Source organism: Nitrospira sp., assembly GCA_015709715.1.
Classification (GTDB): domain Bacteria; phylum Nitrospirota; class Nitrospiria; order Nitrospirales; family Nitrospiraceae; genus Nitrospira_A.
The window spans coordinates 2,447,727-2,461,227 of sequence record CP054184.1 but is presented as its reverse complement, the minus strand read 5'-3'; the positions used below and the strand labels follow the sequence as shown (position 1 = coordinate 2,461,227).

Genomic DNA, 13,501 nt, shown 5'->3' with positions numbered 1-13,501 from the left:
TGAAGGCCCACGGGACTCCCGGGACGAAGACGAGTCAGACGAGGACAGCCCCAGTGCGCTACTCCAGCGGCAAGCCGGAATCTCTCGGCTTGCCGCAGCGGAAATGCGGGCCGTCGCCGGACGGATTGACGCGGGTGGCACAGAAATAGTCGTCGCGCCGTTCGAAGCGCTGCCGGACCGGATCAAAGAGGAAGCTGCGAAGCTGGGCATACCAGCGGAAGTGGTTCCCGCCGTCCACGATGAGGGCACGGTGTACTTGGTGGAGGATCGCTCCGAATCTCACACGTCTATCATAAATGGATGCGAGGTATTTGGGAAGGTCCATGCAGGACGATCTGAGCGCCATCTTCGATCGCATGGGCAAACCCGAAGCGGTACTCACGCTGGCCGACTATGCGAATCATGTGGAGCGGTAAGTCTCCGCCTTGCCCTCGCCGACATGACTTGTCGAGCAAAGGGGCGAGCGCTGAACAGCTGCGTATCCTAGACATTAGGAGCCCCGAGAACGCTCTCTTCCCTACGAGCGTTTTAGGAACCGAGAATCGGCAAAGGCGTTTCTGGCCAAGGCGGCAAGAAGCTCTTCACGCAGATCAATCCCACTGGGATCGGCCCACGCTGCTGCGAGTCGGCGTCCCTCACTTCCTTCGGAATGGGCACAAATGCAATTTTGCGCATGGCGTTCGAACCAGTTATAGAATGCCGGACTCTGCTTTCAGTCGATGGGTTCCCCAGCTCGCCACTTCCGAAGACGTTCTTCGGCAAGGTCTTTCGAAACAGCGTGCTTATCCTGCTCGGTTGGTACAGTTCGAACCCATCCATTCGCAGCCGCCCGTTCAATAAAATTCGCCCATCGGCGATTAAAATCCGCTACTCGTGGATTGTATTGGGCCACGTCTTTCTCGTAGAGGGCAAATCGGGCTTGTCGATCAGCGCTCTCAGGCTCATTTCGCAACGCCGCAAGTCGGGTATCAAACAACCGCTTCTGCTCATCGAACCACTGCTTCTCCTCATCCAGCACACGTTTTTCTGCCACCAGAAATTCATTGATAGCCTGACGTTTTGCTTCAGCCAAAGCTTCCCATTCACGCTGGAGTGCCTGTTGTTGCTGCACTGACGCCTGATTCAACGAACGCTGGCCAGTCTGCGCTCGATCGTATGCAGCCTGTTGCCTCTGATAAGCGGCCTCATCGCGGGCTCTCTGTTGCTCGTACTGTTGTTGTTGAAGCTGTCGCGCCCCTTCGATGGCCATCATCTGAGACGCAGCATTGTTAAGGCCTTGACCAGCACCAGAAAGGGCGCCACTCCACATGAGGTCCCCCGCGTGCGCTTGGGTCACGACCGCGAGCATTAGAGTCCCGAGTAGGAACCGTATCGTCCTCATACCTACCTCCTGCACCTAGAAGCCTGGTCAGATCAGGTGTTATCCCGTTGTGAGCGGATCAATAACAGTTGGAGAAGGTAGTAGACCCCACCCGACTGCTCGTGCAACTCCGACCGTTGCTGAAATTGTGGAAGGTGGTTCCACCAACCGATTGATGGGTACTGGTCGTTCCATCCTGCCAGGTGCCAAACGTCGTTCCACCTATCTGATTCGTCGATCCGCTCAGGCTCGGCGTGGATCCGGAATAGAAGTCAGTGGACCCGATTTGATTGCGCGTCGTACTTGTCCCATCACTAAAGTTGTAAAAATCGGTTTCCCCGACGGATTGTCTTGTCCCGCTGAGCCCGTCAAAGTTGTAGAAAGTGGTACTCCCTACCTCCATGCTGGAGCCGGACTGCGCGAGCCCGAAACTGGGGAGGAAGAGAAGTAGCAAAAGGACGGATGTGGGCATATGGCATCTCCTGGATGAGCCCAGCTTAGTTCTCGTCTGGGCAGGGCGTCAACTTGGTAGCTCCTCAGGATGACAGTAACTTGATGGCTAGGTCTTTGGAGATCGCGACGGCTGGGTGCGGATTCCGGCACGTTCGAGCCCGGCAAGGCGCTCGCCTCCCGAACGTTGGGCCTTGGGCGCAGGTCCAGGCCGCCCCAGTATTCCTCCGGAATCTTGAACGTGGGACAGTCCGCTAAGGTCCCCAAGGGCGCCTCTGGCGGCGTCGAGGTTGCGCTGTTCGGGTTCGCCTGGTCGTTGCTCATAGGGTGATTGATCATCTCACAGCGACTGCTTGCTGACCACGGCTTCGTCGCGTCTATCGGTAGCATTCCAGCAGGAGTGTAAATTTCCTCGCTGCAGCTCCGATCTCGGCAGCCTCCACGGCTCGGGAGGAGACACTTGTTTCATACGCCACGCTCTGAGAGTCAAGGAACGCCTTCGCGACGGAACCATTGATGGCGAAGTTGACGTTTTGCGGAATATCTCCGGTCGTTTTGGCGATAGTTACGGCATTCAGCTTACTGACCACAACACCCACAATGTTGCCGCCCTGGTCCAAGAGTGGCCCACCGCTGTTGCCGGGTTGAACGGGGGCAGTGATCTGAAGAAAGCGCGTATTGTTGCCGATGCCTGCCAGTGCACTCACCGTGCCGATAGTCACCTGTGCTTCAGTCGCCAGCAAGCCGGGCAAGGGAAAGCCGACTACAACTACGTCATCTCCTGGCCGGATCGTGCGTCCTTCGCGAAAGCGAGCCGCACTCTGAACGGAATGAGGAAGTTGGAGGAGCGCTAGGTCATTCTCCGCATCAATCCCGGCAATCGTGACCTGTTTCTTGCCAGTTTCTGCTGTGGCGCGAACAGTCCCGCATTTTTTGATTACGTGATAGTTGGTCAGGACGTATCCTTGGCGGCTGACGACAAACCCAGTGCCGCTCGCCGCCAGCTCGCCCCCACCGCTGCCCTGCAGGAGATCAGGGATCGAGCCAACTTTCGGCTTCCACTCGCGAACCAACCCTTGAGCTACGGCGACCTGACTAGGAGTCATAACTTTCGCGATGTCGCGACGCTCATTTATGGCATCGCCATCCCCGTGCGAGGCAGCAAGATTAGCCCACATGTAGGCAAGGACATAATCCTGGGGTCTGTCTTTCCCGCGGTAGTATAGGACGGCGAGAACATACTGCGCACCCGCATGGTCAGCCTCCGCCGCTTTCGTGTACCACCTGAGGGCTTCCTGATAGTTTTGTGGAGCTCCTTGTCCGTTCGCATATAAGACTGCAAGATTGAAGAGAGCCATTTCGTGGTCGGAGTCTATAGCAAACCGGTACCACCGCACGGCTTTCTGTTTATCCTGTGGAACACCTAGTCCCTTTTCGTAGAATAGGCCGAGATAGAACCCTGCGTTCGCACGGTTCCCCTCATGTTCAAGGTCTTCCACCAAATGGGACCAACCCAACTTTTCGTCCGACACGCCAGGATTGGCCGAGCGGGCTGTTGCAAGCCATTCGTCGTACGGAGGTATTGATCCTATGGCGGCGTTTTTAAACTTCGCGAATGCCGTCGTATAGTCCTGCCTATCATACGCCACCAGACCATCATCAAAATCGCCCGACACTGCATATGTGGGCATGACGAATAGGATCAGCAATGTGAATAGAAGTTGGCTCATCATACCTCCAGCTGTGGATTGATGATCCGTGCGGGGACACAGGCCAGCAATTCTTCACCGGCAAACCTTCCTCAGTCAAGCAACGTCCTGTCAGTAACCGCACGGTCATTGACAAAGACGATTTCCGTTTATCCGCCGCGGGGGGCTTGATTTCTGCCAGAATACTGCATACAATATGTACATTGGAGCGGGGTGACACATGAAAGCCGTCGGTTACTGTAGGGTTAGCAGCGAAGGGCAGGCCAAAGACGGTGCCTCCCTCGATGCGCAACAAGCCCGGATAGAAGCCTGGAGTCTCGCGAACGGATGCGAACTCGCCACTGTACACGTTGACGCGGGACTCTCTGGCGGGCGGGCCGATAATCGCCCCGCTCTGCAAGCCGCTCTGGCTGAAGCGTGCAAGCTGAAGGCCATCCTTGTTGTTTATTCGCTTTCCAGACTGGCGAGATCCACGACTGATGCGATTGCCATCAGCGAGCGCCTGTCCAAGAGCGGCGCCGACCTGGTTAGCCTCAGCGAGCGGATTGATTCGACGTCGGCTGCAGGGAAAATGGTCTTCCGGATGCTTGCCGTGTTGGCTGAATTCGAGCGCGACCAAGTGGCTGAGCGGACCAGGACTGCGCTGGCACATCTCCGCCACCAGGGTAAACGCATCAGCGGCCGCATTCCATTCGGATACAGCCTGGCAGTGAATGGGGTGGACCTGATCCCCCACGCTAAAGAACAGGAGGCGATTCGCCTAATGCAGGAACTGAGAACGCAAGACTGCAGCCTGCGCGAAATCGCAGCAGCTTTGACCGAAAGAGGCATACCCACTAAAACACGGACGGCCTGGAGCCCGGAATCTATCCGAGGAATCCTCAGAAAGGTAGTGTAATGAAGCAATCCAAGCGATTTGACCGACTCGCCGCAGCGCTGAGAGATGTGTCCCCCGATCGTCTCCGCGATGTCCTCGTAAAAGACACACCCATCACGTTTCGCGTCACACGGCAAGAGCGGGATGACATGCATCGCGTGGCGAAGGCCTGCAGCCTGACATTGACGGATTACCTTATACGGCTGCACCTGTTTGCCTCTAAAACACTCGCCGGCAAGGAGAAGGAATAGTAAGACTGAGCACGTATAGACCTTAACTCCATACAGAACCAGAAAGGGTGGTGATCAATGGTCATGGGTACCTCTCAGCAGGCAAAATCCTATCAAGTTCAGATCGGCCTGACTGATGGTCAATTGGACGGAGAAATGGGGGATGTCTGTACGCTCTGTGACGACCTGCAGTCTATTCACGGCACGGTGAGGATCCTCCTCGCCCTCTGCAAAGGTGGCAGGAAAATCGATCCGGTGAATTTGAGCGGCCTCTTACAAATGCTGGACGAAAAACTCGATGGGACCGAGGATTTGGCGAATGGATTGCGCAAATTAATTGAGTGCCTCACCCCAACTGCAGCCCTTCGGCAAGGAGCTGATGGGAACGGCAACGCAGGATTGCACCTCGTTCCCGTGACATCGACACACGAGAGCTAAGCAGGTACAAGGGCGGCAACGGTCGGCCTCATGAACCGATCGGCGGGTGTTCCTGGCGCCCGTGCCTCCCTTCCTCAACCAGGCATCTAGCCAGGAGGAAAACGTGCCTCGACACCGGCCCCCCACTTCCCCGGTCTCAACCGCGAGAGCTAAAAGTACTTCTCCTTCCCCATCTTCACCTCTGACGGAGAACACTTCTGCTTTTAAGGCACGCACCGCTGCACTCTCCGATCTTGTAGGCACCATCTTGGTCGCGCCGCCTCATGAGTTTCTTTTCAAGCCATCGACAGCGCGGGCGCTCTTTGACTTGGCGGTTAATCTGCTCGGCCTCTATAACCAGACAACAGCTGAAGCATTGCGTCGTTATGCAGCTATGCATGCGCAACTAGACCTACTCGATTTGACAACGTCTACCGAGGGGCTGCCATCTGATGCCGCCACGGCAGCCAAACTTGAATGGCTGTTGGGACCGACAGCGGGCCAGCCCACCAATCTGCGGCATGATTTCGACATCTACCGTCGAACTGTCGGCAAGCAAACCTGCCACATCAGGACTCTTCGTCGGCAAGATGAATTGCTTCGCGCCTTTGGACGAGCACATAGCTACCCCACAGGAACCTCTATCCGGCGAGCCCAGCGACCAACCTGGTGCCGGGAGCATTTGTCGGCGATGATTGCCGAGGCCCAGCGTGTGTCCTGCTGGCATCGGCAGCCCGATCTGACTGCTCAAGATCTGAATAAGATCCTGAGGAAAGTCGGCGAAGAGACATCCATTAGCAAGCTGAATGCCCTAGTGCTGGAATACCTGCATCCGATCTCCAGCGAATCTCTCCTGAAGCGGCTCCTTCATCGCTGACCCCCATCGCGAACAAGCCCTTTTATCCTCACACAAATCCATGACCACACTTCGAGGCTCGAAATGTGGTCGCGGCCTCCCAGGATTCTTGAGATAAACATTATCCGTGATCCATGGACAAGGATTCGCAATGGAGGTGTGCAATGCATCATGACCAGTTCTTAGCCACTTGTGACGCAGCCAAGGTTCTTGGCTGTACACCAGACAACGTTCGCTCGCTAGAACGGAGAGGGCGCCTGTCCGCCATGCGGACACCAGGAGGTCGTCGAATCTTCCGTGCACTTGATGTCGAGAGGTTAGCGATGGAACGGCGAGGGCATCCAGGAGAGGAATCAGCGGGCAACTAAAATACGCGCCGCGACTCGAGGTACGAACTCGAATCGCGGCATAGAGAAAGGAACCAGCTTATGAAAAGAGATAGCACTGTTAGAGCACAAGGTCAACGGCGAACCCACCTACCTAGCTCAGAAACTGTGGCGCGAACGGCCTTTTGGGTAAAAGTGATCGCTAGCCATCTTCCCCCACTTCAAGCTCATGCGTTTCGAAAATATGCAGCGACGCGCCTCCGGTCCATGGGCCGAGGAAGGCGGTAAGTCATGGCTGTCCGATACAGAAAGATCGACCCGCGTATCTGGAACGATGAGAAGTTTCGTGCGCTCACTGATGACGGGAAGTTTGCATTTGTTTTCCTGCTCACTCACCCACACATGACAGCTCTCGGGGCCATGCGCGGCACATTGCCAGGATTGGCGGCCGAGCTGGGCTGGACGGCAAAGCGCTTCGCGTCAGCTGTCCATGAGGCTGCCACGCTGGGCCTCGTAGAGGCCTGTAGGGAGGCTTCGTGGGTCGGGATTCCAAACTTTCTTCGGTACAACGAGCCTGAAGGCCCCAACTCGGTCACGAAGGCATGGGTCGCTGCCTTAGACTTACTTCCTGAATGCCAGGAGAAACTCCGCCTGATTCAGCGGTGCCGATCCTATCTCGAAACAAGGTCCCATAAGTTCAAGGAAGCCATGGGCGATGGCATCTGGCAAGCCTTCGGAGATGGCATCGAACATGCCAAGTCAGAGCCATGTCCCATCCAGGAGCAGGAGCAGGAGCAGGAGCCGGAACAAGATATACCTCCGGCGGTCGATGAGGGCTTTGAAGAATTCTGGAACCGCTACCCGATGCGGAATGGGAAGCGTGTAGGAAGGTCCGAGGCCTTGAGGAAATGGCAACGCATCCCACCGGACCAATATGGCCAAGTACTCATTGCCGTCCAACACTATGCAACCAGCAAGACGGTATCAGAGGGCATCGGCATCAAGGACCCTCACCGATGGCTGCGCAACGGCAACAAAGATGAACCGTGGCGCGAATGGATCGAACCAGAGCACAAAGTGACAATGACAAAATCGTCGCTTCCCCGCACCTGCACGAAACGGATCCATAAACCTGGAGACCTCTTATTGAGTCAGTGCGGCGCTCCACCCGCCCCTAACTGTAACTCGGATGAACCTCGATGCATTAAGCACTTTGTACAGACTCTCAATTCTGGAGCCATTACATGCTGACCTGTGATACCCCACGCATCCAGCCACATGATGCCGATGCCGAGCGTGCCATCCTAGGTGCGATCTTGCTCAATCCAGCAGCACTGGTCAAAGCTCAGGAATTGTTGGGCCTGAACGATTGGTATGATGGTCGTCATCGGCGGATATTCGCCGCCATGGCATCACTAGCTGCGGCAGGCGACGTGATTGACCTTCTCACGGTGGGCAATGCGCTAGAGCAATCGGGGCAGCTTAGCGCGGTGGGAGGACGTGCCGGACTGGCGGAGTTGTTGTCAGCTGTAGGATCTTCCGCGAATATCGCGTCGCATGCTCGCATCGTCCGAGATCATGCCATCAGGCGAGTCCTCATTGGATTCGCAGCCCAAGTCAGTGAGGGCGCCTACCGGAACGAACCCGCCGAGAACCTCCTCCGGGAAACACAACAGAAACTCTTTGCACTAGCTTCCGGCCGCGAGGAGCGAAGCTGGATGACGCTCGATTACATTGTCCGCGAGACTGTGGACTTTGTAGACCAGATGGCGAAGCGCAAAGACGTGGGCGCGTTGGTCGGGATACCCACTGGCTTTGCATCAATGGATGAGTTATTGGGGGGCTGGCAGCGATCGGACCTCATCATTCTCGCTGCCCGCCCCAGCATGGGAAAAACCTCCCTTGCCCTGAGCTCTGCGCTTGCGGCAGCCAAGAACGGTGCTCGGGTTGGCATTTTGTCACTGGAAATGTCGCGTCGTCAGATCGGGCTTCGACTCCACGGAATGGGAGCCGCAATCGATCTCCACGCCTTACGAAGCGGACGACTGACTCCACGCGGATGGAACGCCCTCGCTACTGTCTCCAATGAGCTGGAAGTCCTGCCGATGTGGATTGATGACTCCACACAGCTCACCGTGGAACAAGTCGCCGCGAAAGCCAGAAACCTTCATGCCTCAACAGGGCTGGACTTGCTCGTGGTGGACTATCTTCAATTGCTCCAAGTTTCCACGGCAGAAACGCGACAGCAAGGCATTGCGGATGCCTCACGGGCGCTCAAGTTGTTGGCCAAGGAGCTGGACATCCCAGTCATCGCGCTCTCCCAACTTTCTCGAGCATGCGATAGCCGCGATGATCCACGCCCCATGCTCTCTGACCTTCGAGACTCCGGCGCCATTGAGCAGGATGCCGATGTCGTCGTGTTCATCTATCGAGAAGAAGTCTACAACCGCGCTACGTCGGAAAAGGGAGTGGCAGAGATCCTTATTCGAAAGCAGCGGAACGGGCCTATTGGAGACCGAAGGCTTTTGTTCCGTGAGCAATATGCCAAGTTTGAGGATCTGCCGGCGGACTGAGAATGAGACAGCATCAACCGAATGCCTTACAACCAGATGTGTCATTGGAGGAACGAGGATGCTTAACGCTGGCTGCCTCGTCAGCCCTGCAACTTCCGGGATACCTCGACTTGAAGGCCTTGGCCGGTTACAGTTCGTGCTCGGTTCGCTGGTTGCGGGACCGCCTGACCGATCCTCTGGCCCCTCTGCCCCATCATCGTATCGGAGGCAAGATTCTCATCCGTCGAGAGGACTTCGATGTCTGGATCAATCAGTTCCGAACAGTTCGGCCCTCGACGGAGTTAGGCACACTCGTTGATGATGTCCTGGACGGTTTGTTCAGCAAACAGCTGTCTTGGTAGGATGGCAGCGGAGCATGGTCGAATGGACCTGAGGAGTCACAATAGCCGAATCCCAGCGCGATGGTGTGATGTCGCACCTTCACATACGAGGTCAACCCCATGGGCGTAAAGATTCGGCAATGGAAGGGCGCCTGGTGGATCTTCATCGACCACCAGGGCATGCGAAAGGCCAAGCGGATCGGCGTCGGTGAGCCGGCCAAGAAGGCGGCCAAGCAGGCCGCGCAGCAGATCCAGGCACGCCTTGCCCTGGGCCAACCAGCCCTTCAAAGCCAGAAGTCCGGTATGACCCTCGAACGCTATGCCGAAGTGTTCTTGGAGAGGATTCAGCACACGCGGAAACACACGACCTTTGACGACTACAAGAAGCTGCTGGATCGAGACATCTTACCGACGTTGAAACACCTCGATTTGCAGGACATTACCCGCGAGAAGGTCAAAGCCTTGGCCCTGACTGGCCTACGGAAGGGCCAATCTCCCAAGACCGTGCAAAACATCGTCCGCTGCCTCAGCAGCCTTCTGAGCCACGCGCTCGAAGACAACCTGGTGAAGGTCAACCCTGCGCTGAAGCCGGGGAAGTTCCTTCCGAAGATCACCAAACGCCACAAGATTTCCCCTCTGACGCGTGAGGAAGTGGCCCTGCTGATCGAGACCGCCAAGACCAAGCTGCCCCGATACTACCCCTTGTTTCTTTGTGCCGTTCGGACTGGGCTCCGCATGGGCGAGCTACTCGCACTCCAGTGGGATGACATCGATTGGCACGGACGCTTCATCGAAGTCCGGCGCAACTATACCCACTTCAAGCTCACCACGCCAAAGAGCGGCGAGAGCCGACGCGTGGACATGTCCAGGGAGTTGGCCCAGACGCTGCAAGATCTCCGCACAGAGCGCCAAATTGAAGCTGCAGCAAACCAATGGACCGATACCCCACCATGGGTCTTCTGCAGTGAGACCGGCGGGCTCCTGCATCCCCACAACCTGCGCGATCGGGTGTTTTATGGCCTGCTCACGAAGGCGAAGCTCAGGAAGGTGCGATTCCACGACCTCCGGCATACATTCGCCTCACTGCTGTTGCAGCAAGGCGAAAGCCCGGTCTACGTGAAAGAGCAGATGGGGCATTCTTCGATTCAGGTGACCGTCGATCTGTACGGACACCTGATTCCGGGAGGGAACAAACAAGCGGTGGACCGCCTCGATACGCCAGCCGCGGCATGGTTTGCCAGGGCCCAATCCGCAACCCCGGCGCAACCACCGCCACCGGTGATCATGCCCGCGTCGTCAGATCGTGTGGAGTATCCAGTATTTACGGAGAGAAGGGTTGGGGTGAGTGACGGGCTTCGAACCCGCGACCTCCGGATCCACAATCCGGCGCTCTAACCACCTGAGCTACACCCACCATGCTGCGGTCGCTGGCGAACCGGCATTTTAACAAACCCGGGAGAACAGTCGCAACCGCAGCGCCACACACTCACCGACCTTTCCCGTCGAAAGCCGCCTGCATCTCCTCCAGAATCGCAGCGGTTGCCTGCCGAGGGTCCTGCGCATCGCGAATGGGACGTCCGATTACCAGATAATCCGCGCCGGCCGCAATCGTTTGGGTCGGTGTCGTCACCCGAGCATGGTCGTCGATCCCCTTGCCTGTCGGCCGCACCCCCGGCGTCACGATCAGGAGGTCGGAGGCCACCTTGGCGCGAATGGCCTGCGGCTCCTGCCCGGAAGCCACCACCCCGTCGCACCCAACTTCGGCGGCCAAGGCGGCGCGGGCGGTCACCAGATCCTGGACAGTCCGCTGAATGCCCATATCCTGCAAATCCTGACCATCAAAATTGGTCAGCACCGTCACGGCCAATAACTTCAGCGGCGACTCTCCCCGTCCCTGTACCGCCGCAACCAACGCCTTGCGGTTGGCATGGATCGTCAAGAACGTCACCCCCATGGCCGCTACCCGCGCCGTGGCGCGACGGACGGTTTCCTCGATGTCGAGGAACTTGAGATCCAGAAACACGCGTTTGCCCCGGTCGACCAATTTCCGCACGATGTCGGGCCCGGCCACCGTATACAGCTCCAGCCCGACCTTCACGAACCGGACTTGCTCCCCCAGTCTATCCACCAACGCTTCCGCCTCCGCGGCGGAGGGCACATCCAATGCCACGATCAACCGATCTCTTGCATCAACGGCGGTCATCATGATCATGCGGCCCCGGTCGGCCGACTCCTTTCCCAGTTCTTGACCCCACTTCTCTTCCTGTGATACAAACGCAGGCTTTGAACGCAGGAGAACCCCTATGCCAGTTGTTCACAAATCGACGATCCGACGGGCCCGTCAATCCGAAAAGCGCCGATTGCGTAACCGCGCCACGCTGAGCGCGGTCCGCAGCGTCATCCGTAAGGTTCAGGACGCCATTGCGGCCAAGAAGCCCGACGAAGCCAAGACCTCGTTGCGGCAAGCGACCGCGGCGTTGAGCAAGGCCGTCACCAAGGGTGTCTTGAAGCAGAACACGGCGTCGCGCCGCGTTTCCCGATTGACCACCCGCGTGAACGCCCTCACCGCTTCCCACGCGTAACTGTTCTCACGTTCGACACCGGTCTCGACTTCGACGGTCGCGTGACCGGTGTCTCCGCTTGGGCAGGGCCCGTGCGAGGCGAAGCCGTTGCCGGCCGGCCGCACAGCCGCAGCAGCAGATCCTCCATGACACGGACAGGCGCGCTGCCGCTGCCGCCCTTGAGCTTCGAGTCGGTTTCCAGAAAGCAGTGAAACGCCTGCGCGAGATGCGCGTCGGAGAATCGTTCCAAAAAGCCCCGCACCTTGGCAGGATCCAGACGAAACTGCCGAGCCGCCTCCCCCTCTCGACCGCCTGAGCCGACCTGCTCTTTGATTTTCCACAGTCGACGGTATTGCCAGATCAGGGCACCGAGAATACGCAACGGCGCCTCCCCGTTCTCCAGGTTTCTGGCTAAAATCCGTATGGCGCGCCCGGCATCATGCGCGGCGATGGCATTCACGAGATCGAACACGGACGCGCCGGGCTCGGTCCCACGGAGTGCCTCTACGTCCGACGGTTGAAGCATCTGACCGGCGGGCACATAGGCAGCCAGCTTTTCCAGTTCTCGCCGGACCGCATACAGAGACTCGCCGCCCACTTCCTTGAGGAGCGGTATGGCCTCCTCATGCACCTTCAGCCCCAAAGCCGCCGCCTCCTGCCTGATCCAGGACGGCAGTTGTCCCTCGCGTAACGGCGCGCAATTCACGGTCACTGCACGTTTTCCCAGCGCCTGCGTCCATTTGAGCCGACCGTCGAGCTTGGCGCTGGTCACGATCAGCGTGGTCGTCTCGTTTGGAGCCGACAGGTAGGACAACAGTTTGTCTCCCTCTCGCGCCGACAGCTTTTCGGCCGACTTGTATACCACCACGCGCCGCCCCGCGAACACCGGCACCTCCGCCGCGCAGGCCAACACATCTTCAAGCGCTGCATCGTCGCCGTAAAAGACATCGTAATTGAATCCGCACTCGGCCTCCGCGCCCAACGCGGCGGCCCGGATGGCTGCAACGGACTTATCGCGCAGATAGTCTTCTTCGCCCACGACGGCATAGACCGGCTGGATGCCGGCCCGCTTCAGGGACTCCGCCAACTCCAGGCTCATGACCGAGGTACTCATGTCACTCACTTCGCCATCGCTTAACGTCCGGCCCCCGCGTCAACACCGTTGGCGGGCGGGGCATCAGCCTTGACCGGACGCGCCAACACTCGTTCCAATTCGCCGGTATCGAGGAACAGCAGGAATCGGGAAGCCAAGTCTTCGGCGATGAACCCTCCCGCCTGCTCCAACGCCCGGTTCTGCAGCACGCGGTTGAATTGCAGATCTTGGGTCAGGAAGAATTCCGATGTGCCCTTGGACACCTGCGACCACACCACACGCTTGGTCTTCGCATCCTCGATGCGCACGCTCACGAGCATTTCGACGCGACTCTCGAAGGTAGTGGTGCGATCGAAACTCAGGGTCGGCAGAGAAATCTGCATGATCTGGCCGGACAGGTAAAGATCGGCGGCGGAAGACGACCCCACGATCTGCGCGCCGGCGCCGGAGGAAAATTCGCGCCGCAGGTAATTGGCGAGCTTGATCTCGTAATTGGCTTCGTAGGTACTGTTCGAAATGGGGAGAATGGCCAGCCGCGGCGCCTTCGGTCGCTTCACCGCCGGCTCCTGCGTGCCGCCGATCGTCGGGCCGTCGCCCTGGACGCGAAACTGGTAGCCGCAGGCCGTTATACCGAACAAGGCCAGGCACAACAGGAGCGGCAGCAGGACCCCTCGTGATCCCCGCAGCTCCAGCGGCTTCCCTTGCCTGGTCCTCACTCCCTGCGACACG

At 58.1% G+C, this 13,501-nt stretch carries 16 protein-coding genes, 1 tRNA gene and 1 pseudogene; 10 read left to right on the top strand and 8 right to left on the bottom strand.

From position 1 onward, the window contains the following. Nucleotides 1–58: 58 nt before the first annotated feature. The 3 genes from HRU82_11855 to HRU82_11845 all read right to left on the bottom strand — a co-directional run bounded on the left by HRU82_11855 (nucleotide 59) and on the right by HRU82_11845 (nucleotide 3,543). Nucleotides 59–283, bottom strand: a complete 225-nt coding sequence (locus HRU82_11855; GenBank protein ID QOJ35592.1) for a hypothetical protein — start codon at nucleotides 281–283, stop codon at nucleotides 59–61. A 429-nt stretch (nucleotides 284–712) separates the two neighbouring features. Continuing rightward, on the bottom strand, nucleotides 713–1,252 hold the full coding sequence (locus HRU82_11850) for a hypothetical protein (GenBank protein QOJ35591.1): 540 nt from the start codon (nucleotides 1,250–1,252) through the stop codon (nucleotides 713–715). A gap of 935 nt (nucleotides 1,253–2,187) precedes the next feature. Beyond that, complete coding sequence (locus HRU82_11845; protein QOJ35590.1) at nucleotides 2,188–3,543, bottom strand: trypsin-like peptidase domain-containing protein; 1,356 nt, start codon at nucleotides 3,541–3,543, stop codon at nucleotides 2,188–2,190. Nucleotides 3,544–3,739: 196 nt separating this feature from the next. On the opposite strand from HRU82_11845, the gene HRU82_11840 reads away from it, so the two are divergent. From HRU82_11840 to HRU82_11805, 8 genes are all read left to right on the top strand, one after another. After that, nucleotides 3,740–4,417, top strand: a complete 678-nt coding sequence (locus HRU82_11840) for a recombinase family protein (GenBank protein QOJ35589.1) — start codon at nucleotides 3,740–3,742, stop codon at nucleotides 4,415–4,417. Next, nucleotides 4,417–4,647 (top strand): hypothetical protein, encoded by a 231-nt coding sequence (locus HRU82_11835; protein QOJ35588.1) that lies wholly within the window; start codon nucleotides 4,417–4,419, stop codon nucleotides 4,645–4,647. Before HRU82_11840 ends, HRU82_11835 begins: the two co-directional genes overlap by 1 nt. 63 nt (nucleotides 4,648–4,710) lie before the next feature. Continuing rightward, nucleotides 4,711–5,064: a hypothetical protein gene (locus HRU82_11830; protein ID QOJ35587.1), complete on the top strand. Its 354-nt coding sequence runs from the start codon at nucleotides 4,711–4,713 to the stop codon at nucleotides 5,062–5,064. A gap of 247 nt (nucleotides 5,065–5,311) precedes the next feature. Next, entirely contained in the window at nucleotides 5,312–5,920 is a 609-nt protein-coding gene (locus HRU82_11825) for a hypothetical protein (protein QOJ35586.1), read from the top strand. A 143-nt stretch (nucleotides 5,921–6,063) separates the two neighbouring features. After that, a complete protein-coding gene (locus tag HRU82_11820; protein QOJ35585.1) occupies nucleotides 6,064–6,267 on the top strand; it encodes a MerR family DNA-binding transcriptional regulator in 204 nt (67 codons plus the stop codon). A gap of 249 nt (nucleotides 6,268–6,516) precedes the next feature. After that, entirely contained in the window at nucleotides 6,517–7,476 is a 960-nt protein-coding gene (locus tag HRU82_11815; protein ID QOJ35584.1) for a hypothetical protein, read from the top strand. Continuing rightward, nucleotides 7,470–8,798, top strand: coding sequence for a replicative DNA helicase (gene dnaB / locus HRU82_11810; protein QOJ35583.1), 1,329 nt, complete (start codon nucleotides 7,470–7,472; stop codon nucleotides 8,796–8,798). Before HRU82_11815 ends, dnaB begins: the two co-directional genes overlap by 7 nt. Before the next feature lie 2 nt (nucleotides 8,799–8,800). Further along, nucleotides 8,801–9,139 (top strand): helix-turn-helix domain-containing protein, encoded by a 339-nt coding sequence (locus HRU82_11805; protein QOJ35582.1) that lies wholly within the window; start codon nucleotides 8,801–8,803, stop codon nucleotides 9,137–9,139. Nucleotides 9,140–9,175: 36 nt separating this feature from the next. Here the strand turns inward: HRU82_11805 and HRU82_11800 are convergent, their stop codons facing one another. Then, nucleotides 9,176–9,469 carry a hypothetical protein gene (locus tag HRU82_11800; protein ID QOJ35581.1) on the bottom strand — a complete coding sequence of 98 codons (294 nt, stop codon included), beginning with the start codon at nucleotides 9,467–9,469 and terminating at the stop codon, nucleotides 9,176–9,178. On the opposite strand from HRU82_11800, the pseudogene HRU82_11795 reads away from it, so the two are divergent. Then, nucleotides 9,461–10,294 (top strand): annotated as a pseudogene (locus HRU82_11795) (tyrosine-type recombinase/integrase). The gene HRU82_11800 and the pseudogene HRU82_11795 sit on opposite strands and share 9 nt — an antisense overlap. A gap of 161 nt (nucleotides 10,295–10,455) precedes the next feature. On the opposite strand, the gene HRU82_11790 reads toward HRU82_11795, so the two are convergent. Then, nucleotides 10,456–10,532: transfer RNA gene (locus HRU82_11790), tRNA-His, on the bottom strand. A gap of 72 nt (nucleotides 10,533–10,604) precedes the next feature. Further along, the gene (gene pyrF, locus HRU82_11785; protein ID QOJ35580.1) at nucleotides 10,605–11,324 is read right to left on the bottom strand and encodes an orotidine-5'-phosphate decarboxylase; all 720 of its coding nucleotides are present in this window, start codon (nucleotides 11,322–11,324) and stop codon (nucleotides 10,605–10,607) included. A 97-nt stretch (nucleotides 11,325–11,421) separates the two neighbouring features. Between pyrF and rpsT the strand changes: the two genes are divergently transcribed. Further along, entirely contained in the window at nucleotides 11,422–11,700 is a 279-nt protein-coding gene (gene rpsT / locus HRU82_11780; protein QOJ35579.1) for a 30S ribosomal protein S20, read from the top strand. On the opposite strand, the gene holA is transcribed toward rpsT, so the two are convergent. Together holA and HRU82_11770 are read right to left on the bottom strand one after the other, a co-directional pair. After that, nucleotides 11,681–12,793, bottom strand: coding sequence for a DNA polymerase III subunit delta (gene holA / locus HRU82_11775; protein QOJ35578.1), 1,113 nt, complete (start codon nucleotides 12,791–12,793; stop codon nucleotides 11,681–11,683). The two genes, rpsT and holA, sit on opposite strands and share 20 nt — an antisense overlap. 20 nt (nucleotides 12,794–12,813) lie before the next feature. Then, the gene (locus HRU82_11770) at nucleotides 12,814–13,500 is read right to left on the bottom strand and encodes a hypothetical protein (GenBank protein ID QOJ35577.1); all 687 of its coding nucleotides are present in this window, start codon (nucleotides 13,498–13,500) and stop codon (nucleotides 12,814–12,816) included. Between the last annotated feature and the right edge of the window lies 1 nt (nucleotide 13,501).